The organism is Erwinia sp. S38, from assembly GCF_016624545.1.
Lineage (GTDB): Bacteria > Pseudomonadota > Gammaproteobacteria > Enterobacterales > Enterobacteriaceae > Erwinia > Erwinia coffeiphila.
Genome location: NZ_JACVTS010000004.1, coordinates 217,585 through 238,540, shown reverse-complemented (window position 1 = coordinate 238,540; position 20,956 = coordinate 217,585). Strand labels below are relative to the sequence as shown.

Below are 20,956 nucleotides of genomic sequence, written 5' to 3'. Positions count from 1 at the left end.
AATTCAGCCGGAACATGCGCCTGATTGGTCACAGCGACCAGGGTGGGCGACCGGACGGTGTACAGGTCATGGTTCACCGTGGCTATGCCTACGTGGGCCATATGGTTTCTTCCGGTTTTTCAATTATTGATGTCCGTGATGCGAAAAACCCCCGGCTTGCGGGCTATATTGCCGCGCCGCCGGGAACGTGGAATGTGCATCTCCAGGCGCATGACGATCTGCTGCTGGTGATCAACGCCCGCGATCTGTTTGCCGACGTGCGATTTGCCGATGAGAAGGTGTATTACACCCGCTCGGTGGGGGAGACGGTCAGCGATGTGCAGGATAAGGGCTGGAGCGCCGGTCTGCGCATTTTTGATATCTCGACTCCCGACCGCCCGCGTGAAATCAGCTTCCTGCCACTGAACGGTATTGGTATTCACCGCATCTGGTACGTGGGCGGCCGCTGGGCCTACGTTTCCGCGCTGCTGGACGGTTTTACCGACTATATCTTCCTGACCATCGACCTCGCCAATCCGCAAAAGCCGGAAGTGGCTGGCCGCTGGTGGCTGCCGGGCATGAACGCCGCAGAAGGCGAACAGCCCGACTGGCCGGAAGGTAAACGCTATGCGCTGCATCATGCGATTATCAGCGGCGATACTGCCTATGGCAGCTGGCGTGACGGCGGCCTGACGCTGCTGGACGTTAGCGACCGCAGTCAGCCGACGCTGATCAGCCATCGCAACTGGAGCCCGCCGTTCGGTGGCGGAACGCATACTGCGCTGCCGCTGCCGGATCGCGATCTTCTGGTGGTGCTGGATGAAGCGGTGCTGGATAACCAGGAAGACGGGGAAAAGCATATCTGGCTGTTTGATATTCGTGAACCGTCCAACCCGGTCAGCATCTCGACCTTCCCGCAGCCGGGTGAAATCGACTACGTGGCGAAAGGGGCGCACTTTGGTCCGCACAACCTGCATGAAAACCGCCCGGGAAGCTTTGTCAGCTCATCGCTGATCTTTGCTACCTGGCAGAATGCTGGCGTGCGTGCCTACGACATCAGCAATCCGTATCACCCGGTGGAAACCGGTGCGCTGGTGCCTGCCGCCCCGGAAAAAATGATGGATACAAGGCCGGGACGCCCGCAGGTGATCCAGTCGTGTGATGTGTTTGTGGATGCCGCAGGCATTATCTACAGCACCGACTATAACGGCGGTCTGTCGATTATCGAGTATCTCGGCTAAGCACCGGTTTTTTGCCGACGGTTAAATTAAACAGCGGGCAAATGCCCGCTGTTTTTACGACCGGTCTAAGCGACTCTGACCTGCCTGGTCCGTGTGACCCATGGCGCCGTACTGACCTTTTCGCCCCGGTTTACTGCGTAAAGCGCAGCGCCAGCTGGAATGCGTGACGGGCATCAACGCGAACGCCCTGCCGATCCTCATGGAAAGGAATACCGCTTTGGGACAGGCTGTTTTTCACCTGTTCCAGCGAGGTGCTGTGCAGGCTTAGCGCCACCATTCTGGCCGAACCGTTGTAGTCGTTCGGCAGCGTGCCGAACTCGGCTTTCGCCGCCTCGGTCGGAACAAAGCGTATCCGCGCCACGCCTGCATCAATGACCCGTTCACCGCTTTCCGTTTCCTGTAGCGCCACGGAAGGGAACAGCTGAAGATAAACCTCGGCGGCCTGTCCGGGATGATCCGCTGCGATAACGAATTCACGGATCTGCGTGACGCCGTTCGAATGTACCTGCCAGTCTTTTTGCCAGACCGCGTCTGGAGTCAGATGCTGGCAAAAGAAGCTGCGGCCGTTCGGTACGCGATCGGCATGCAGTCTGACGGTACGAAAACGGGCTTCCGTCTCACTGCCGTCCGGCAGTGTGACCGGACGGAAAAACGACCCCGGTGGCGTATCGGCCAGCTGCTGCTGTTGCAGATGCTGGTACACCGTATCGGCATCGTTGGTTTTCCACACCAGCCCGGAAAGGCCAATCGGCGATTGCCACAGATCGCGGCGCAGATTGCCGCGATCCGGCTCATAACCGAGCAGTTCCAGGTAGTTATTGTCGAAAATCGCCAGGTGATTACTTGAACCCAGCGAGTGGTGGCCGCGTGCGGTGAGCTGGAAACCGAGACGCTGAAACAGCGCTGCCGCCTCATCCAGCTGTGGGCCGACGTTGATCACCACGTGATCCAGTGCGGGTTGCAGTTGTGACATAGAGCACTCCTGTTAAAAAGGGAGCCGCAGCTCCCCTGTCAAGTCAGACGGTTTCGGTGTACGGTTCGCCGAGAGTCAGCATCAGGCGGTTAGCCCAGGCGAAGAACGCCGTAGACTGGATCAGATCCACCAGCTCCAGTTCGCTCAGCCCCTGTTCACGCAGGGTCGCCAGCTGCTTAACATTGGCCGTTGGCGGTGTGGCGGACAGCGAAGCGGCGAAGTCGATCAGCGCCAGCCAGCGCGGGGACTGATCCACCGCCAGCGGTTTACCGGGGGCGGTATCAATCAGGCGCTGAATGTCTTCCGGCTGTTTCGACAGCTGCGCGGCCTTACGGGCGTGAACTGAGGCGCAAAAAATACAGCCGTTGACCTTACTGGCGACGGTGGCGGCCAGCTCTCGCTCCTTGCGCGGCAGCCCGCCGGAGGTGAAGAAAATCCCCTTATCGGTCAGCGTGCGCTGTTCCAGCAGCGGCAGGTTGCGCGCCAGCAGGCGGAAGTAATCAGAATCGGTGTGGCCGAACTTGGCCAGCGTGGCTTTTTCCAGCGCGTTGAACTCGGCCAGCGGTTTGGCCGCCAGCCAGGGTTCCCAGCCCAGCTCTTCGCGCGTGAAGGCCGGTGGGGCATTTTTGCCGCTCAGGGTCTGCGGTTCGGTGCGCCAGGCGGCCGCAGTAACCGGCTGTGAGCTGGCCGCCGAACCGTTTTCGCCGTTCAACAGGCGGTAACCGCGCAGCAGACGGCTCTGGAAGCTGATAAACGCCACCAGTTGAGAGAGGGTCACGATGGCTTCTTTACTCCATCCCGCCTGTTCCAGCACCTGCAAATGGGACGGTTCTGCGCTGGCCGGTTTAAAGGTCAGCAGCTCGGCATGTGCCAGCGCGGAGGCCAGCCGATCTTCTGCCGGAGTGGTGGTGATCCGCCCGGCATAGTGTGCCGCCAGCGCTTCTTCGCCGTGCCAGCGGGCAATCTGCTCTGCCAGAGCCAGGCGCAAAGAGAGTGGGAAATCACCCGAATCGTTGCCGCTAAACAACACATCGTAGCTGCCCTGGGTATGGGTAGTCGCGGCCTCGCGTGTCAGGCGGGCTTCCGCCAGCGGGCTGTCTGCCGCAATGTCGGCCAGTTTTTGCAGTAAATCCTGAGACTGAGTCATACGGTTTCCTTGTGGTTCTGTGCGCTAACGGCCGGTCGCCAGCCCAGCGCCGGGGCGACCTCGGTGGCCAGCAGTTCAATAGAGGTTAAAATGTGCTGATGCGGCGGATCGATAGAGTGCACCTGGAACGAAATATCGGTGACGCGCGGCAGGGTGCTGTCCTTGCGCAGCGAGGCGACAACCTGTTCCGGCGTGCCGAGATGGGCATCAAAGACGGCAATATAATCATCCAGCGTATCGCCCGGCACCACATGCCCGGCGGCACGATGTTGTTCCGCCTGTGCGGTGAGCCCCGGCAGGGCCAGGCGGCGCGCTTCACTGCCGTCGCGGCTGACGAAGGCGGTGCGCGAGGCCAGAATGCGCGGTTCAACACCGGAAGGCAGTGCCTCCAGATAGGCATCGATCAGCGGATTCTGAATGGCATCCAGCGGCAGCTCCGGCTGACCTGCCGGGCGCGGCTGGGTGCGTGACAGCATCAGCCCGTGCCCGGCGGCACCGGCGCGGGCGGCTCCGGCAACGGAGAACGTGGCCTGCCACAGGCGATCGGCCAGCTGCGGCGCGGCCGGATACAGTCGGTTGTCCTCATGAGCCAGCGGTGCGTTGCCCCAGGCCTGTAGCAGCGTATCCAGATTGGCCGAGAAGGCGTCGGCACGCTGCTCAAAAGTCAGATCGAACGGCAGGAATGAGGTGGGCGTGCCGCCGGACCCCAGACCCAGTTCCAGGCGATGATGGCTGAGCAGATCGAGCACGGCGGCATCTTCCGCGACCCGCAGCGCGTTTTCCATCGGCAGGGTGATAATCGCCGTGCCCAGGCGGATACGCGAGGTCTGTGCCGCCACGCTGGCGAGGAACAGCAACGGGGAAGGCAGGCCACCCTCATGTTCATGGAAGTGGTGCTGGGCGACCCAGGCGGTGTCAAATCCCCAGCGTTCCGCATGCTGAATTTGCAGCGTGGCCAGGTGATAGCGTTCCTGCGCGCTGGTTTTATCCAGCAGGCGGGTGAAAAATCCAAGACGTTTAGCGGTCATGCGGTGTCCTTAGCGCGAGTCAAAACGGGGATCGCGGCAATCAGTTCGCGGGTGTAGTCGCTGGCAGGGCGATTAAACACCTCGGCGGTGTTGCCGTAATCGATCTGCCGCCCGGCACGCAGCACGGAAACGCTGTGCGCCAGCTGCCGGACCGTGGCGAGATCGTGTGAAATAAACAGATAGCTCAGACCCAGTTCCTGCTGTAGCTGAAGCAGCAGGGTAAGGATCTGTGCCTGAATGGTGACATCCAGCGCCGACGTAGCTTCATCCAGCACCAGGATCTGCGGGCGCAGGATCAGTGCACGGGCAATCGCCACGCGCTGGCGCTGACCGCCGGAAAGTTCATGCGGTTTGCGGTCCAGCAGGGTAAGCGGCAGCGCCACGCGGGTCGCTGCTTCTTCCACGCGCTGACGGCGTTCCTGCTGGCTCAGCGGTTCGTAGTTAAGCAGCGGCTCTTCAATCACCCGGTACAGCGTTTGTGACGGATCGAGCGAGGCAAACGGGTTCTGATAGACCAGCTGGATCTTTCGGCGCAGCTGGCGCAGGGCTTCGCCACGCAGCGATGAGGCATCAATACCGTCAATCACCACTCTGCCGCTGTCCGCCTGCTGGAAGCCAAGCAGGATGCGGGCGAGGGTGGTTTTGCCCGACCCGGATTCTCCGACCAGGGCATGCGTCGTACCGCGCTGAACGCTGAAAGACACGTTGTTCAGCGCCTGGAAACCTTCTCCTTTACCCAGAGAGAAATATTTGTTCAGGCCGATGATTTCCACCGCCGGTTGGGAAAACTGCTGCCGCTGAGTCGGGGCGAAACTGCCGCCGGTTAGCGCGGGCGCATCGGCGAACAGCTGGCGGGTATAGGCGTCCTGCGGCGAATGGACAATCGCCTCCGCGCTGCCCTGTTCGCGGATTTCACCGTGGCGGAACACCAGAATGCGATCGGAACGCGCCGCCGCCACGGCCAGGTCGTGGGTGACAAACAGCACCGCGGTGCCCGACTCACGGCGCAGTTCGTCGATCAGATCGAGAATGCGCTTCTGCACGGTGACATCCAGCGCGCTGGTCGGCTCATCGGCGATAATCAGCGCCGGTTTCAGCGCAATAGCAATGGCGATCAGCACCCGCTGCTTCATGCCGCCGGAAAGCTGGTGCGGATACTGCTGCGCACGCTGTTCGGGATGCGACAGCCCGACGCGCTTCAGCAGCGCCACCACGCGCTCGCGGCGCTGCTGGCGTGATAATGGTTCATGCAGCAGCAGGATCTCTTCCACCTGTGCACCAATGGTTTTTACCGGGTTCAGCGAGCTGCCGGGGTCCTGCGGGATCAGGCTGATGGCGGCCCCGCGAATGCCGTCCAGGCGCTTCTGCGACCAGTGGGTGATCTCCACGCCGTTCAGCCAGATTTGCCCCGCTTCGCGCACCGCATTGTCCGCCAGCAGGCCGATAATCGACTGTGCGGTGGTGGTTTTACCGGAGCCGGACTCGCCGACCAGCGCTACCACTTCGCCCCGCTCCACGCTGAAGGAGACGTTGTGGATCACGCGTTTTTGCTCGCCGCCGCTGCGGTAGGCGATGCTCAGATTGTTCACTTTGAGTACCGGCTGGGTCGATTCGCTCATCGGCGGCCTCCTGAATAATGATGGCTGATGCGATTGGCGGACAGTACCACCAGCACCACGACAATCCCCGGGAAGGTGGTCAGCCACCAGGCGGTAGAAATATAGTTACGTCCTTCGGCGATCAGCAGACCCCACTCCGGGGTCGGCGGCGGTGTGCCGTAGCCGAGGAAGCTCAGGGTGGAAATCGCCAGAATGGCGCTGCCGAACTGCAGCGCGGAGAACGCCAGCACCGGCGTCAGCGAGTTGGGTAAAATGTGCCGCCAAAGCACCGCGAAGAAGGTGCCGCCGCTGCCGTAAGCCGCCTCAACGTATTCGGAATGGCGCACGCGAACCACCTCCGAGCGGGCCAGGCGGGCGAAGTTGGCGATGGAGGTGATCCCCACCGCAATCGCCGCGTTAACGGTGCCGAAGCCGAGCAAAATGATAATGCTCAGCGAGAGCAGCAGGCCGGGAATCGCTAACAGCACGTCGACCAGCCGCATGACCACGCTTTCGCTGCGTCCGCCCAGTGCCCCGGCGATCACGCCGAGCAGCGTACCCACCGTCAGACCCAGCGCCACGGCCACCAGCGCGCCGCTCAGCGAGTGGGATGCGCCCCAGACGATGCGTGCGTAAAGGTCGCGTCCCAGCTGATCGGTGCCGAGCCAGTGCCCGGCCTGCGGTGCCAGGCGCTGCGCCCCCGCCACCCCTTCGGTGGCGCTCCAGTCGGTAAACCAGCCTGGAAACAGCGCCCAGAGAATGGCAATGGCGATCGTCAGCCAGGCCAGCACCAGCCCCGGACGAAACTGCCGTGGCAGGATGTTGCGCCAGTGCAGGCGACGCGTTTTGTGTGTGCTGTTCAAATCGGCGAGGCTCATGATGCCGCCCTCTGATAGTGCTTAAGACGCGGGTCGAGTAATGGAGAGAAGACGTCGACCAGTAAATTGATTAGCACGAAGCCGGTAGCGGAAATCATCACGATCGCCTGCAGCACCGACACGTCCTGATTGTTCACCGCCTGCTGAGTCAGCTGGCCCAGCCCGCTGAGGCCAAACACCGTTTCGGTGATCAGCGCTCCGGCAATCAGCTCGCCCAGCAGCAGACCGGCAATGGTCAGCACCGGCAGCAGCGCATTACGCGCCACGTGGTGCCACAGCACCCGCCGCTGGCTGGCTCCTTTGGCGCGGGCAACGGCGACAAAGGGCTGGGTCTGCACCTGATCAATACTGCGGATCAGGATCTGCGCCAGCGGCGCTGAAATTGGCACCGCCAGGGTGATCACCGGCAGGATCAGACCGACCCACTCGCCGGGGTTGATAACCGGTATCCAGCGCAGCTGGAAGGAGAAGACCTGAATCAGCGCAATCCCCAGCCAGAAGGTGGGGATTGAGATAAACAGAGACGGCAGCGACTGCAGGGCGTTACGCAGCCAGCGCAGCCCGGTGAGGCTGGAGCTGAAGGCAATCACCACCGCCAGCAGCGTGGCCAGCACAAAGCCCGGCAGCGCCAGGCGCAGCGTGGCAGGGAAGTTTTCGGCCAGCAGTTCGCTGACCGGCACCCCGGCCTGCACGGAGAAGCCAAAGTCTCCGCGCAGCATACTGCCGAGAGAGTGCAGATACTGCTGCCACAGCGGCGTGGTGGCCCCGTAAGACTGGCGCATCTCTTCGATCTGCGCCGGGCTCAGTCCTAAATCAGGGTTCTGAAATTTAATCAGAATCGCATCGCCGGGCAGCACCTGTAGCAGCACAAAGGAGACGGTAAACGCCACCCACAGCACCAGCAGAGCCTGTCCCAGTCGCTGAGTGAAATATCCCGTCATCGCTGTTTACCTCAGTGTTTTTCCAGCCAGGCACCGTAGAAGCTCGGGCGACCTACGGCTTCGAAGGTCAGACCCTTCAGCCACGGCGCGCCGGCAAACACCTGCGGTTCTTCAAAGATCGGAATGTTATAGGCCTGCTCGATCAGATAGCGCTGCGCATCGCCGGTCAGCGCCAGGCGTTTCTGCGGATCGGTTTCGGCCGCGATGCCTTCAAGAATGCCGTTGAGCTTGTCGTCGCGGAAGGTTTTCACCAGGCTGCTCGAGCCGCCTTTCTGCAACAGGCCATCGCGGTTGGTCGGATAGAACTGGCTTTTCACTACGTCCGGATCGGCACGACCCACTTCGGTGACGGAAACCGGGGTTTTCTGCGGGTCGAGGTTATCGACGGTTTTACTGCCCGCATCGCCCGCTTTCACCGCCAGCGAGACGCCGACCTGTTTCCACTGCTGTGCTACCAGCTGTAAGACCTCTTTATTCTGCGGCTGCGGCAGCGATTCATACACCGTCAGCGCCAGCTTCTGGCCGTCTTTCTGACGGATGCCGTCGCTGCCCGCTTTCCAGCCCGCTTCATCCAGCAGTTTATTGGCCAGCGCCGGGTCAAATTTCAGCTGGTCGCTGAGGTCAACGAAGCCCGCCGCCGAGCTGGCCAGCACCGACTTCGCCACCGGGTAGTTTGGTGAGAACAGAGTGTCGACGATCTGCTGGCTGTTGGTAGCGTGCAGCAGGGCTTTACGCACTTTCACATCGGCGACCAGCGCGTTGTCCGGGCGGAAGCTCAGGCTGTCGTTAATCCCGCGAGTGGGTGCCGCGTAAATCGGGAAGTTTTGCTGTTCGGCCTGTTTTTCATCGTAGGCCTGCACCTGGCGAATGGCTCCCGCCTGGCCTGCCAGCAGTGCGCCAATGCGCACGCTGTCTTCCGGGGTGACGATAATTTTAATCGCATCCAGATTGGCGCGGCCCTGCTGTGAACCGTTCTTCGGTCCCCACTGGTAGTCTGCGCGAACTTTCAGATCCACCTCGCGGCCCAGCTTCTCATCGCTGACCACAAACGGACCGGAACCAATAATGTGTCGGGCATCGCCCAGCGCCTCAAAATTGCGCGCCAGCGTGCTGAGGGACACCAGACCGGAACCGATGGTGGCGGTGCCCTGCAGGAAGCCCGGCGACGGCTTTTTGAAGAAGAACTTCACCGTCAGCGGGTCGATCACTTCGCTGTGGTCATAGTTGTTGATCACTTCCGACACCGGCAGGCGCTGGGCTTTATTGCCGAGGCCGTAGGTATCAAAGTTTTTCGCGACCGCGTTGGCATCCAGCGGCGTACCGTCAGAGAACGTCACCCCCGGGCGGATTTTAAAGGTGTATTCGGTTTTGTCCGCGTTGCTGCTCCAGCTTTCCGCAATCCACGGTTCCACTTCCAGCGTTTTCGGGTTCTGCCAGGTCAGTTTATCGGTGATCTGATTCAGAATGCCGCCGTTGGGATAGAAGCCACCGGCCGGCGGATAAAGGTTGGTATGTGCCTGCTGCTCAAGGTAAACCAGCGTGCCGCCCTGAACGGGTTTATCGGCGGCCTGTGCGGCAATCACCCCGGAAAATAACGCCAGTGCGCCGGCGAGGGCGTTGAGGCGGAAAGTCGTGCGCATGAGGAATTCCTTTATTGTCAGTTTGTTTTATCTGCTGACGATAAATATCAATCCTGACAAGGGGTTTGGTGAACCAAGGAATTCATCTAGCTATTTGCGTTTTTTGCATAAGGCTCAGCCGAGCTTCTGCACTCGGGTCATTTCCGGGGTGATATCGTCACCCTGGTGGTTGAGTATCCGCAGGGGGGAAAGCGTTTTCCCGCTGGCGGCTTCCAGCAGTTCGGAGTGCGCCTCACCGGCACCGAACAGCTGATTCTCGCCAAACTGCCGCAGCGCCACGATCAGCGGAAACGTGGCCAGGCCGCGCTCGGTCAGCACATATTCCTGCCACGCGGTGCCGTCCGAGGCGGGCTGCACCTTGAACAGATCGGCTTCCACCAGTTTTTTCAGGCGGTCCGCCAGAATATTACGCGCCACCCCGAGGCCGCGCTGAAACTCGCTGAAGCGCCGGCTGCCGTCAAAGGCGTCGCGCAGGATCATCAGCATCCAGCGATCGCCGATCAGATCCACGCTCCGCGCCACCGGGCAGGGTGACTGGCTGAACGGAATAGTTACCGCCATCGTTTGATCTCCTGAAAATTATTCAGTTGCATTTTAAAACCATTTCACGCAGGCTGCAATTGGTTTTAATTTGAAACTAATCAGGAGGCAGCAGTGAGTCACATTATTCCGGCCTGCGGATCGCCACAGAGTTTGTCCGTCTGGAAGGTCACTCTGTTTACGGCGACTACCGGGCTCAGCGTCGCCAACGTTTATTATGCCCAGCCGCTGCTGGATACCCTCGGTATCACCTACGGGCTGCGTTCCGCCTCGCTGGGCGCGATAATTTTCGCCACACAGCTGGGCTGCCTGTTGGCGCTGCTGTTCGTGGTGCCGCTGGGCGACAGTCTCAACCGCCGTTGGCTGATGCGCGGCCAGCTTCTGGCGCTGATCGTTTCACTGCTGCTGGTGGCTGTTTCTCCCTCCGCCACGATGCTGCTGCTGGCGATGTTGCTGACCGGATTGACCGGCACCGCAATGACTCAGGGGATGATCGCCTTTGCTGCGGCAGCGGCGCCGGAGCATTCGCGTGGCCAGACGGTGGGTGCCGTTTCTGCCGGAGTGGTGATCGGGCTGCTGCTGGCACGGGTGTTTGCCGGAGTGGTCAGTGATATTGCGGGCTGGCGCAGCGTCTATTTTGCTTCTGCACTGATGATGGCGCTATTGGCGGCCGTGCTTTGGCGGCGGCTGCCCGTTCTTCCGCAGCAGAAGACAGACAGCGGACGCGCACCGCTCGCTGCGCTCTGGCATCTGCTGCATCACAATAAACAGCTGCAGATACGCGGGGTGCTGGCGCTGCTGATGTTTGCCAGCTTCGCGATTTTCTGGAGTGCGCTGGTACTGCTGTTAACGCCACCCCCCTGGAATTTCAGCCACGCGCAGACCGGCGCGCTGGGGCTGGTGGGGGCAGCCAGCGCGCTGATTGCCAGCCGGGCGGGCAGGCGAGTCGACCGTGGGCTGGCTCGCAGCAACACCCGGTTTTCACTACTGATACTGCTGCTTAGCTGGCTGCCGCTGTGGCTGGGGGAGAGTTCGCTGCTACTGTTGATTATCGGCATTTTTCTGCTGGATGCCGGCGGACAGGCGCTGCACGTGACCAGCCAGAGCCTGTTACTTAGCGGCATGAACGCGTCAGGTTCGCAGCTGATCGCTGCCTATATGCTGTTTTATTCCGCAGGAAGCGGCATGGGGGCGCTGATTTCAACGCAGGCGTTCGCGTACGGTGGCTGGTCGGCGGTGTGCCTCGCCGGGGCAGCTATCAGCCTGCTGGCACTGATTTTTGGCTTATCGACACAATCACACGAGGTGAAAAATGGATGAACTTGCACTGCTGGCGGCGGCTGATCGGCGCGCGCTGGAGTATACCCGTTCGCTGCCTGCGCGCCGGGTCTTTCCCGATGCCGAAGCGATTGCCGGACTGAAACGCTTTGATGAACCTTTGCCACTGGACGGTTATCCGCCAGAACACACGCTGGCAATGCTCGATGACGTTGGCTCGCCCGCAACTACCGCCTCTAACGGGGCCGACTATTATGGCTTTGTTATTGGCGCGGCTCTGCCGGTGGCCAGCGCTGCTGAACGGCTGATGATTGCCTGGGATCAGTGCGCTTCCGGCTGGGATAATTCGCCGGTGTCCGCCACGCTGGAGCGGCAGGCCGCGCGCTGGCTGCTGGAAATCCTCGACTTACCCCGTGAAAGCGCGGTGGGATTTGGCACCAGCGCCACGGCCTGTACCCTGAGCTGCCTGGCGACCGCCCGGCGCGAGCTGCTGAAGCAACAGGGCTGGGACTTTGACCAGGACGGGCTGATCGGTGCGCCGGAGATCCGCGTGGTGGTGTCGGCGCTGGCGCATATCACGGTGATTAAGGCGCTGCGGGTGCTAGGTTTTGGATTGCGCCATCTGTTAATCGCGCCGGTGAATGAACGGGGGCAGGTGGATATCGAGCGACTGCCGGAGCTGAACGACCGCACCATCCTGTGCCTGCAGGCTGGAGAGGTTAACAGCGGTGAGTTTGATGATTTTGCACAGCTTATTCCGCTGGCAAAAGCGGCAGGAAGCTGGGTACACGTTGACGGTGCATTCGGTCTGTGGGCCAGAGCTTCATCACTCAACAAGCTGACTTCGGGCATTGAGCTGGCCGACAGTTGGACCACCGACGCGCACAAATGGCTGAACACACCCTATGACTGTGCAATGGCGATTTGTCGCCATGCGTCGGCTCTTTCGGCCACCCTGCGCGGCGATGCGGTTTATTCCGCGGCGGCAGAGGATGCGCAGAAAAATCTGACGCTGGAGTTCTCTCGACGCCCGCGCGGTATTCCGGTCTGGGCTGCACTGCGTTCGCTGGGGAGGGCGGGTGTGGCGGAGATGATTGAACGTCACTGTCGCCTGGCAAAGCGAGTTGCCGAAGGCTTGTCATCTTCGGGCTATCGGGTTTTAAATCGGGTGGTGCTAAACCAGGTCCTGTTCCGTGCTGATGATCAACAGCAGACGCTGCGTATTTGCGATGCGGTTCAGGCGTCTGGAGAAACCTGGTTTGCTGCGACGCAATGGCAGGGGCAACCCGCTTTACGTATCAGCATTTCCTCATGGCGAACGGAAGACGCCAATATTGACCGTCTGTTGCTGCTGCTCGATCGCATAAAACGGTCTGACGCTGCGGAATAACGAAGCTAACTTCGCCGTTGGGTTTTCGCCTGTCTGGTGTCGCATATTTTCAAAACAGGAGCAATCAATGCGCAGCGCCGGTGAGAATATTAACACTGGCCGGTTTTACCGCGATGGGGGCGATAAGAATTTTAACGGCGATATTTTTGTCTGAACGGGCATCCGGTGCGATGGGTTGGCCCGGGTAAAGTGACGTTACTAATCATGTTAGTCATGAATAAGGTTATCCCGGCAGCAGCTTTATGTCGGTCAGACACTCAGAATGTCGCTAATATTAGGCTATTGCTTTCGTCAGGTTGCGCTAAACCGAATCGGCCGTGAAAAGCCAGGTGCTATATTGTGGGTATGGATCAAATTCAACCTGCACATACAGATTTTTCTGTGTTCGGGATTATCCAGGGCGATCAAAGTACCATCGTTAACGCGTTTGGCAGGAAAAAAAGGTCGGTGTTTTGCGATGGGCTTAAAATAAAAAAAGATTAAAAAGCCAGCGATTGCCGAAGAGGAAAAGTAAAGGGTCACTCTTTTGAGTGACCCTTTATCATTACTTGATCAGGAAATCATCCAGTGATTTACCCGCATCCAGCGCCTGCTTGATCACAGCCGGGGTGCGGCCCTGGCCGGTCCAGGATTTCGTTTCGCCGTTCTCATCAGTATATTCATACTTAGCCGGACGAGGTGCGCGCTTGGTACGGGTTTTGCCAGCGGTAGTATCAGCGGCGGTCAGCTCGCTTAAATCAATCCCGTCTTCCAGCAGCATCTGACGGTATTTAGCCAGCTTCTCTTCTTTTTCTTTAATCTCAGAAGCGATAGCGGCTTCTGATTCACGTCGTTCGTTCACAACCGCTTCAAGTTTTTCCAGCATCTCTTCCAGTTCAGCTAAAGAGACTTCACGAGCCTGGGCACGAAGGGTGCGAATGTTATTTAATACTTTCAGCGTTTCACTCATAACGGAATCCGTAACCTTTGGGTTGGTTTAAATTTAGTCAACTAATGTTTCGAAGACAAGTGTACAGACAAATGAATCGCGAAAAAACACCCAATCAAAAAAAATGTTTCTTTAAATGTTTCTTCAGTGCAAGTTTAGTCACTAATGTAGTGAATGGCAAAAGGACTATATTTACAACATATGGGATAAATCTTAACACTTTCTTTGGTGACTCATCATTATCTGATGAAACTTTACCCCGCAGGCCGGCGGGTATCATAATCAACGCTGGATAAACAGGTGGAAATTTATAATCCACTATGGCTCAGATTGCTTGTGTTCTGCCGTTGCCGTCATCACATTAACGACCGCATTAATAAACTATTCGCGTTACCCTGTCACCCGAGATTTAACAAAATTTGTAAAAAATCCATTTATCAACCAAAGTTCTGAGAAGAAATCTGATGTCTTCCACACTTTTGTGCATTTTAATAAAATGCTGTTCCTGACCAGGCGATTTATCCACACGTACCGCAATTGCAGATTAAACAGTTATCGATACGGTTTCGTTATTATCGATAAACAGGACAACAGTATTGGCCGCGGACTCACCCCTGCGTGGCCCTTTTTGCCTAATAGATCCTGATATCAGTTTTGATACGACGGGATTATTATCAGTGGCGATTATAGTTACAACATACTGTAAAGCATGCGGTTAATGGTGCCCGCTTCGACCCCGGTGAACGGGGGTTTTCACCAGGCCGGGGTTATGCTACTTTCATTGTCGATACATTCGTACGCGTTAACGTCATTCAACGCACAGACTCCACTTTTTATCTTAAGCGGCGCTGTGTGTTGTTCTGCATTCCATCTCAACATGCAGTGCCCGGGTTAACGTTAATGAAAATCTCTCTGAAATTTCCCGTTTTATTTCTCTTAATCCTTGCCGGGTTTTGTTTACGCCCCGGGATATCCTCTATTGCACCGCTAGCCGAAACGCTGCAACGGCAGTTTTATGACGTCGGTGCCACGGGGATTGGCTTGCTAACCAGTATCCCGGTGGTCTGCATGGGGGTTATTTCTCCGCTGGCGTTTCTGCTGGAAAAAAGAGTCGGTCTGAAACAAACGCTGATGGTCGGACTGGTGCTGGTATTTTTCGGTGAACTACTACGCTGGTTCGATAGCTGGTTTGGCTTACTGTTGTTGACCGCGGTGCTGGTAGGCGTGGGTGATGCGCTGATCCGGCCGATGATTTCCGGTTTTATCAAACTACGCTGCGCCGATCGTGGCCGACTGGCCGTGAGTGTGTATGCCGCATCAATGGGTGCCGGAGCGGGGGCGGCAACCTTGAGCACGGCGTCGTTAGCGGATATCAGCGGGCACCCGGGTGGCGGGTTGGCTTTCTGGGCATTGCCGACGCTGCTGGCTTTGATCTGCTGGAGTTTATTTACACTTCCTGTTCAACGCGAACAACAGCAGGCTGCCAACAAAGGGCAATCCATGTTCTGGTTGGCCGCCGGGCTGTCTCTGTTTTTCGCTTTGCAGGCGGGAATGAATTACACTCTGATTGCCTGGCTGCCTACGTGGTTACGGGTTGAAGGTTACAGTGCGGCTAAAGCGGATTCACTGACCACGCTGCTGATTGCGTTTTCAACACTGGTCAGTCTTTTTTATCCGCTGTTCGTTCGTCTTTTTTCCGGTCGGGAATATTTCACTATGCTGGCTGCCGCTATCGCATCGCTGATGGCAGCGGCACTTTACGCCGCCGGAGTGCCGGTTGTCGTTCCCGTGTTGCTGATGGGGATCGCCATCGGACTTTGTTTTCCGCTGGCGTTGCATCTGCCGGTTGCGATCAGTCCGGATGCCGCCTCGGCGGTCAGACTGTCGGGATGGGTGCAGACCGTCGGTTATCTGGCAGGGGGACTGCTACCTTCGATCGCCGGGATGGCGATGACGGGCCGTCCACCTTCGGCGGCGCTGGCTGCGATCGTTTTAGTGCTGACGGTTTTGCTGGCTCTGACCTCGCTGGCGTTTGGCTTTAGCCGCATTCGCCATCAGTGAGATTTTTTCCGGCGTCCAGTTGAAATGGCTGGCCGCCGCGGCCAGCAGGATCGCCAGCCCGCCGAAAAATTGCCAAAGGCCGAGCCGGTGACCGAACACCGCCCAGTCCACGACGACGGCGATGACCGGGTATAAGAATGAGAGCGCAGCCACCAGATTTCCGGGCAGTTTGCCGATGGCTGAATAGAGCAGTGTCGACATCAGTCCGGTATGGACTGCACCCAGTGCGATCAAAACCAGCCAAGTGTTCATTTGATATTCGCTCACGTTCAACCGGGCTAACGGTAGCAGCAGTAGTGCGCCGAGCGTCAGCTGGATCAGAACCAGCAGTTGAGGCGCGACCTGTTTCAGATAGCGTGCGGTGATTGCCACTCCGGCGTAACAAAATGCGGCACCCAGAGCCAAAAGTATTCCGCGCAGATAATGATCGCCGACGCCTTGACTTTTTTCACCACCGGCAACGATCATCAGCAGACCGACAAAAGCCAGCAGCAGCCAGCCCGCTTTGGTCAGGGTAATTTTTTCTGCAAACAGCAGGGCGCTGAGTGCGGTCAGCATAAACGGCTGAGTGTGATAGGTCACGGTCGCAATGCCGATCGACGCATCCGAATAGGCGGCGAACAGCAGAACCCAGTTCATAACCAACGCCACGCCTCCGGCCAGCGCCAGAAAAAACTGAGGTAAGGTCATTGCACCGCGTCGAAGCTGCCCACCCACGACGCAGACGATCAGCATCGCCGCCGCGCCAAACAGACAGCGCCAGAAAACGGCGGCGATCGCATCCTGCCCGGAAAGTATCACCATCCATCCGGTTGTTCCGGCAATGGACATTGCCAGGGTCATCTCAATTGTTCCGCGTGCCGACGTCATTTGTTTTCCTTTTTTTCTCCGCATGCTGTGCAAACGGAATGAATACGATAAAATGAACAGATGACTATTATGATGAACACAGTGTTGATGTTCGTCAAGATGAACAAACGACCGATATAGGAAACGAACACGTGTCTGAAGTCATTTCACACCTTAACCATTCCCCGATTGCTCTGCTGGCACAGGCGCTGCGGCGGGAAAGAGAAAAAGCCGGTATCACCGTTACCGAACTGGCGAAGCGGGCGGGAATTGCAAAGTCCACGCTTTCGCAGCTGGAAAGCGGCCTGGGAAATCCGGGCCTGGAAACGCTGTGGTCGCTGGCGATGGCGCTGGATGTTCCCGTCAGCCGGCTGATCGCCCAGCCGCGTCAGCAGGTACAGGTGATCCGCGCCGGAGAAGGCACGCCGCTGGTTTCCGGTCAGGCGAACTATGTTGCAACGCTGCTGGCCGCATGCCCGGTCGGGGCGCAGCGCGATATCTATCGCCTCAGCGTGCAGCCCGGTGAGCCGCGCCTGTCGGAACCGCATCAGCCGGGGACGCTGGAACATGTGATCCTTTGCAGCGGCCGCGCACGGATCGGGCCTGCGGAGCAGTGGGTTGAACTCAGCGCGGGCGATTACATCAGCTATTCTGCCGACTGCCCTCACATTTTTGACGCTCTGGAAGCCAATACCACTGCCGTAATGCTGATTGAACTGGCCTGAGGATTGACCCGTTATCTTCATCAGATTTCGTTCTGCGTTATTTTTGTGACTCCAGACCTATTAAGTCTGGAGTCATATCGTGCAACGAGGTAAAATATGCTTTGAAATCACCGGCCTATCCCACTGTTGAAAAGAAGATGCCGGGTGAAATAAACACCGTTATCGCCGATCGTTGCCGGAAAAGCCGGTCGGCGTTGGGAAATATCGCCGGAACCGCGTATGGCTGAAAAACAGAAACCCCCGCTTTTGCATTCGCCTCACGTTGGCCGCCACGTTTTGATCTGGCTGAACGAGGTACAAAACGCCTCGCTGATCCAGCTGGAGTCCGGCGAAGATGAGGGCAGCGTGCAGCAGGTGATGAAACTTTGGGTTCGCCTTTCACTGCTGCAAACCCGCCGTCGTCCGGAAATCGCCGTTTCGTCTTTGCTGAAGCACGTGCTGCCGGTCATTGGCCATCGATCACTGAGCGGCGTGACCCGCCTGCAGCTCAACCGGCTGTTTAATATCCTGATTGCCGACGGCAAAAAAGAGGAAGCGCGGCGCGTTTTCTCTCTGTGTAAGCAGTTTCTCAGCTGGGCGGAAATTCAGGGATATCTCGACCATTCGCCGCTAAGTGCGATGAAAAAGCGCGATATTGCCGGAAGAAGCACACCGCCGGGAACCCGTACATTAAGCGATGCGGAAGTGTGGGTGTTCTGGCACGGGCTTGATGAGTGGGAGCTTTCCGAGCAGTGTCGCTGGGCGCTGAGGCTGTGCCTGCTGTCGGCGCGAAGGCCGGATGAAGTGGTGCAGGCGCGCAAGCAGGAGTTTAATCTGGAGTCCGGTATCTGGCGGCAGGGCGATCGTAACAAGTCGCAGCGCGAGCATATTCTGCCGATCACCCCGATGATGCGTACCTGCATCGATGCGCTATTGCGGGCCAGCCCGGAGGATTCCCCCTGGCTGGTTCCGTCACCGGTGACAGTGTCACGTCCATTATCTAAGGGAGCCATCACTCAGGCGCTGCGACGAATGATCCGTGCCGATCGTGGGCTGGGTCTGGAGCCGTTTACCACCCGCGACCTGCGCCGTACCGCGCGATCCCGCCTGGCGGCGCTGGATACGCCCAACGATGTGGCGCGTAAGATCATGAACCACGCGCTGGAAGGGATCGACCGCGTTTACGATACGCATAACTACCTGCCGCAAATGCAGCAGGCGTTAAATGCGCTGTCCGACAGCATCAAAACCATTATTGCCGCGCCGTCTTATCATACGCTGACTCACCGCTATCAGGGGGAAAAACTGCACCTCAGCGAGCGCGCGCTGCTATTTATGGAGCCTTAATCCACTCGTTACGTCGTGAATCCGTGGCGTTTTGCCCGCCAGATCGTCCACCAGGTGAATGCCAGCAGGGCCAGTAACGTGGGGGCAAACAGACCCGGTCCGAACCCGGTCAAAATCGCCGCGCCCGCCGCGCCGCCACCGGCAATCGCGATATTCCATGCGGTAACCAGCATCGACTGCGCTACGTCGGCCGAGTCATCGGCGGTTTTCGCCAGCGCCGTCTGGAACAGTGAAGGCGCGCCGCCAAATGCCAGCCCCCACAGCACGACCGCCGAATATATCACCGCCGGGCTGCCGCCTCCCCACTGCAAAAGCACCATCGCCAGCGCGAACAGCAGCGTTGACAGTAGCGAGCCCGCCCGCAGCCAGCGGTCGATAGTAATGCCAACCAGCCAGATCCCCAGCAGGGAAGCAACGCCGAACACCAGCAGCACGGTGCTGATGCGATCTTCCATCCGTACCGCCTGTAAAAACGGGGCGATATAGGTATAAAGAATGTTATGCGCCAGCACGAAAATCAGCGTCGCCGCCAGCACCGAACGCACTCCGGGCAGGCGAAGTACGCCGGACAGCGGCAGCCTTTTTGCGGTGGGCTGTGCTGCAAAATCGGGCACGCTGACCGCGATCCACAGCATCAGCAGCACGCTGAGTGCGGAAATCGCCATAAAGCAGCTGCGCCAGCCGATAATTCCACTGATAAACGTACCCAGTGGAATACCGACAGACAACGCCAGCGGAGTGCCGACCATCGCCAGCGAGATCGCACGTCCTTTCAGCGACGGCTTGACCATTCTGGCGGCATAACCGGCAATCAGCGCCCACAATAATCCGGCGGAAACACCGGCCAGAAACCGTGCGGCCAGCGTCAACAGGTAATCGCCGGACAACGCCGTTACCGTATTGGCGACAATAAAACCGGACACCGCCGTCAGCAGTAGCGGCCTGCGGCGCAGGCTTTGGGTAGCGACCGTCAGCGGAATCGCCGCCAGCAGCGATCCCAGCGCATACAGCGTCACCAGCTGGCCCGCGCTGGCGGTGGAAACGGACAGGCTGCTGCCGATCTCAGGCAACAGTCCTGCCGGTAACGCCTCGGTCAGAATGGTAATGAACCCGGCCAGCGCCAGGGCGAGCAGGGCGGAAACCGGCAGCCTATCGCGTTCGATATACGCGGTGATGTCGCTGCTCATGCTGCCTCCCGGCCGGTAGCGGAAACACCGTAAACCGCATCGCGCAGATCGTTAACGAACTGCCCGGACATCCCTTCGCCCAGCGTATTGGTAAAGGCAATCACGCTCAGGCCCTGCTGCGGATCGACGAACCACGAATGGCCGTAGGCTCCCCCCCAGCGCCAGGTACCCGGTGACTCCGGCGAGGCGGCAAGTTCGGGGTCACGCAGCACAGAGAAACCGAGACCAAAACCGATACCCGGTGAGCCTTCAAGCTCCAGGCCGTGCGTCCAGTCGCGGGACATTTCATCAACCAGCGTACGCGGCAGCAGCGTTTCTCCGTCGCGCAGCGCTTCCAGCAGGTGCAGAAAATCATCTGCCGTTCCGACCATTCCCGCACCCGCCGAAGGGAAAGCATCGGCATTGAAAATGCGTGCCGGGCTGTAATTAATGCCAACCACGTCGGGGAACGGCGGAACGATTTCACCTTCCTGCAGCCGATGCGGTTGGGGCCGATCATTGACGTAGGCGCACGCGACGCGCTGTGGTTCCTTACTGTAAAAAGCCGTGTCGCGCATCGCCAGCGGTTCGGTAATCAGCTTGCTAACTGCCGTATTCAGCGTGGTTCCGTGGACGCGTGCGACCAGCGCGCCCAGAACATCGGTCGCCAGTGAGTACGCCCAGCTGCTGCCGGGTGCAAACTGCAACGGCACGCGGGCAATGCGCCGCAGGTTTTCATCCAGCGATATATCAGAAGAATCCATGCCGTCGGAAACGCCCGCCGTCGCATAGGGGCCCTGTTCATCGCTTTCGAAAAAGCGATAGCCCAGACCGGCGGTGTGGCTCAGCAGCTGGCGGGCGGTGATGGTTGCCGGGCTGCCGTCGGCCAGCGTTGGGGTAAACTCCGGCAGCCAGCGGCTGATCGGGCTGTCCAGATCGAGCTGGCCACGCGCAACCAGCACCAGCGCGGCGGCAGAGACAATCGGTTTGCTAACCGAGGCCAAGCGAAATAGCGTTTCCGGGGTCATGGCGCGGTTGTTTTCCCGGTCGGCCAGTCCGGCGGCCTGGCGGTAAATAATGCGGCCATGTCGGGCAATCAGCACAACCGCGCCCACCAGTCTCTGCTGGTCCAGGGCCTGTTGAATGACCGCGCCGACGCGATCTGAAAGCGCTGCCGTAACCGGCGGAATAAGGCTGTTGCTCATCTGGAATTCCTTAAAACAGTGAATGTCCGACTACCTTAATCAGTGACGTATTAAAGAAAAAGT

Annotated in this window: 18 protein-coding genes; 6 read left to right on the top strand and 12 right to left on the bottom strand. The window is 58.9% G+C overall.

Translation table 11 applies throughout. From position 1 onward, the window contains the following. Nucleotides 1-14 precede the first annotated feature (14 nt). Entirely contained in the window at nucleotides 15-1,220 is a 1,206-nt protein-coding gene (locus IBT46_RS06895) for an LVIVD repeat-containing protein (protein WP_200545067.1), read from the top strand. A gap of 130 nt (nucleotides 1,221-1,350) precedes the next feature. On the opposite strand, the gene IBT46_RS06890 is transcribed toward IBT46_RS06895, so the two are convergent. From IBT46_RS06890 to IBT46_RS06855, 8 genes are all read right to left on the bottom strand, one after another. Beyond that, a complete protein-coding gene (locus IBT46_RS06890; protein ID WP_200545006.1) occupies nucleotides 1,351-2,193 on the bottom strand; it encodes a VOC family protein in 843 nt (280 codons plus the stop codon). 43 nt (nucleotides 2,194-2,236) lie between these two features. Continuing rightward, entirely contained in the window at nucleotides 2,237-3,340 is a 1,104-nt protein-coding gene (locus IBT46_RS06885) for an alkylhydroperoxidase domain protein (RefSeq protein ID WP_200545005.1), read from the bottom strand. Further along, complete coding sequence (locus IBT46_RS06880) at nucleotides 3,337-4,368, bottom strand: putative FMN-dependent luciferase-like monooxygenase (RefSeq protein ID WP_200545004.1); 1,032 nt, start codon at nucleotides 4,366-4,368, stop codon at nucleotides 3,337-3,339. Before IBT46_RS06880 ends, IBT46_RS06885 begins: the two co-directional genes overlap by 4 nt. Then, the gene (locus tag IBT46_RS06875) at nucleotides 4,365-5,987 is read right to left on the bottom strand and encodes an ABC transporter ATP-binding protein (RefSeq protein WP_200545003.1); all 1,623 of its coding nucleotides are present in this window, start codon (nucleotides 5,985-5,987) and stop codon (nucleotides 4,365-4,367) included. The genes IBT46_RS06880 and IBT46_RS06875 overlap by 4 nt, the downstream gene beginning before the upstream one ends. Continuing rightward, complete coding sequence (locus IBT46_RS06870; protein WP_200545002.1) at nucleotides 5,984-6,844, bottom strand: ABC transporter permease; 861 nt, start codon at nucleotides 6,842-6,844, stop codon at nucleotides 5,984-5,986. The genes IBT46_RS06875 and IBT46_RS06870 overlap by 4 nt, the downstream gene beginning before the upstream one ends. Next, on the bottom strand, nucleotides 6,841-7,785 hold the full coding sequence (locus IBT46_RS06865) for an ABC transporter permease (protein ID WP_200545001.1): 945 nt from the start codon (nucleotides 7,783-7,785) through the stop codon (nucleotides 6,841-6,843). The genes IBT46_RS06870 and IBT46_RS06865 overlap by 4 nt, the downstream gene beginning before the upstream one ends. A gap of 11 nt (nucleotides 7,786-7,796) precedes the next feature. Continuing rightward, entirely contained in the window at nucleotides 7,797-9,425 is a 1,629-nt protein-coding gene (locus tag IBT46_RS06860) for a TIGR04028 family ABC transporter substrate-binding protein (protein ID WP_200545000.1), read from the bottom strand. Nucleotides 9,426-9,539: 114 nt separating this feature from the next. After that, on the bottom strand, nucleotides 9,540-9,986 hold the full coding sequence (locus IBT46_RS06855; RefSeq protein WP_200544999.1) for a helix-turn-helix domain-containing protein: 447 nt from the start codon (nucleotides 9,984-9,986) through the stop codon (nucleotides 9,540-9,542). A 93-nt stretch (nucleotides 9,987-10,079) separates the two neighbouring features. Here IBT46_RS06855 and IBT46_RS06850 point away from each other — a divergent pair, with 93 nt between their 5' ends. Next, a complete protein-coding gene (locus IBT46_RS06850; protein WP_200544998.1) occupies nucleotides 10,080-11,285 on the top strand; it encodes an MFS transporter in 1,206 nt (401 codons plus the stop codon). After that, a complete protein-coding gene (locus IBT46_RS06845; protein WP_200544997.1) occupies nucleotides 11,278-12,633 on the top strand; it encodes a pyridoxal-dependent decarboxylase in 1,356 nt (451 codons plus the stop codon). The genes IBT46_RS06850 and IBT46_RS06845 overlap by 8 nt, the downstream gene beginning before the upstream one ends. A gap of 544 nt (nucleotides 12,634-13,177) precedes the next feature. Here the strand turns inward: IBT46_RS06845 and IBT46_RS06840 are convergent. Continuing rightward, nucleotides 13,178-13,582 carry an H-NS family nucleoid-associated regulatory protein gene (locus IBT46_RS06840; protein ID WP_105591695.1) on the bottom strand — a complete coding sequence of 135 codons (405 nt, stop codon included), beginning with the start codon at nucleotides 13,580-13,582 and terminating at the stop codon, nucleotides 13,178-13,180. 879 nt (nucleotides 13,583-14,461) lie between these two features. On the opposite strand from IBT46_RS06840, the gene IBT46_RS06835 reads away from it, so the two are divergent. Beyond that, nucleotides 14,462-15,622 (top strand): CynX/NimT family MFS transporter, encoded by a 1,161-nt coding sequence (locus IBT46_RS06835; protein WP_200544996.1) that lies wholly within the window; start codon nucleotides 14,462-14,464, stop codon nucleotides 15,620-15,622. On the opposite strand, the gene IBT46_RS06830 is transcribed toward IBT46_RS06835, so the two are convergent. Beyond that, nucleotides 15,554-16,492 (bottom strand): DMT family transporter, encoded by a 939-nt coding sequence (locus IBT46_RS06830; RefSeq protein ID WP_200544995.1) that lies wholly within the window; start codon nucleotides 16,490-16,492, stop codon nucleotides 15,554-15,556. The two genes, IBT46_RS06835 and IBT46_RS06830, sit on opposite strands and share 69 nt — an antisense overlap. Nucleotides 16,493-16,623: 131 nt before the next feature. On the opposite strand from IBT46_RS06830, the gene IBT46_RS06825 reads away from it, so the two are divergent. Both IBT46_RS06825 and IBT46_RS06820 read left to right on the top strand, forming a co-directional pair. Further along, the gene (locus IBT46_RS06825; protein ID WP_200544994.1) at nucleotides 16,624-17,196 is read left to right on the top strand and encodes an XRE family transcriptional regulator; all 573 of its coding nucleotides are present in this window, start codon (nucleotides 16,624-16,626) and stop codon (nucleotides 17,194-17,196) included. A 219-nt stretch (nucleotides 17,197-17,415) separates the two neighbouring features. Beyond that, nucleotides 17,416-18,522: a site-specific integrase gene (locus IBT46_RS06820; RefSeq protein ID WP_200544993.1), complete on the top strand. Its 1,107-nt coding sequence runs from the start codon at nucleotides 17,416-17,418 to the stop codon at nucleotides 18,520-18,522. An 8-nt stretch (nucleotides 18,523-18,530) separates the two neighbouring features. Here the strand turns inward: IBT46_RS06820 and IBT46_RS06815 are convergent, their stop codons facing one another. Together IBT46_RS06815 and IBT46_RS06810 are read right to left on the bottom strand one after the other, a co-directional pair. Next, on the bottom strand, nucleotides 18,531-19,709 hold the full coding sequence (locus tag IBT46_RS06815) for an MFS transporter (protein WP_200544992.1): 1,179 nt from the start codon (nucleotides 19,707-19,709) through the stop codon (nucleotides 18,531-18,533). Then, the gene (locus IBT46_RS06810) at nucleotides 19,706-20,893 is read right to left on the bottom strand and encodes a serine hydrolase (protein WP_200544991.1); all 1,188 of its coding nucleotides are present in this window, start codon (nucleotides 20,891-20,893) and stop codon (nucleotides 19,706-19,708) included. The genes IBT46_RS06815 and IBT46_RS06810 overlap by 4 nt, the downstream gene beginning before the upstream one ends. Nucleotides 20,894-20,956 lie beyond the last annotated feature (63 nt).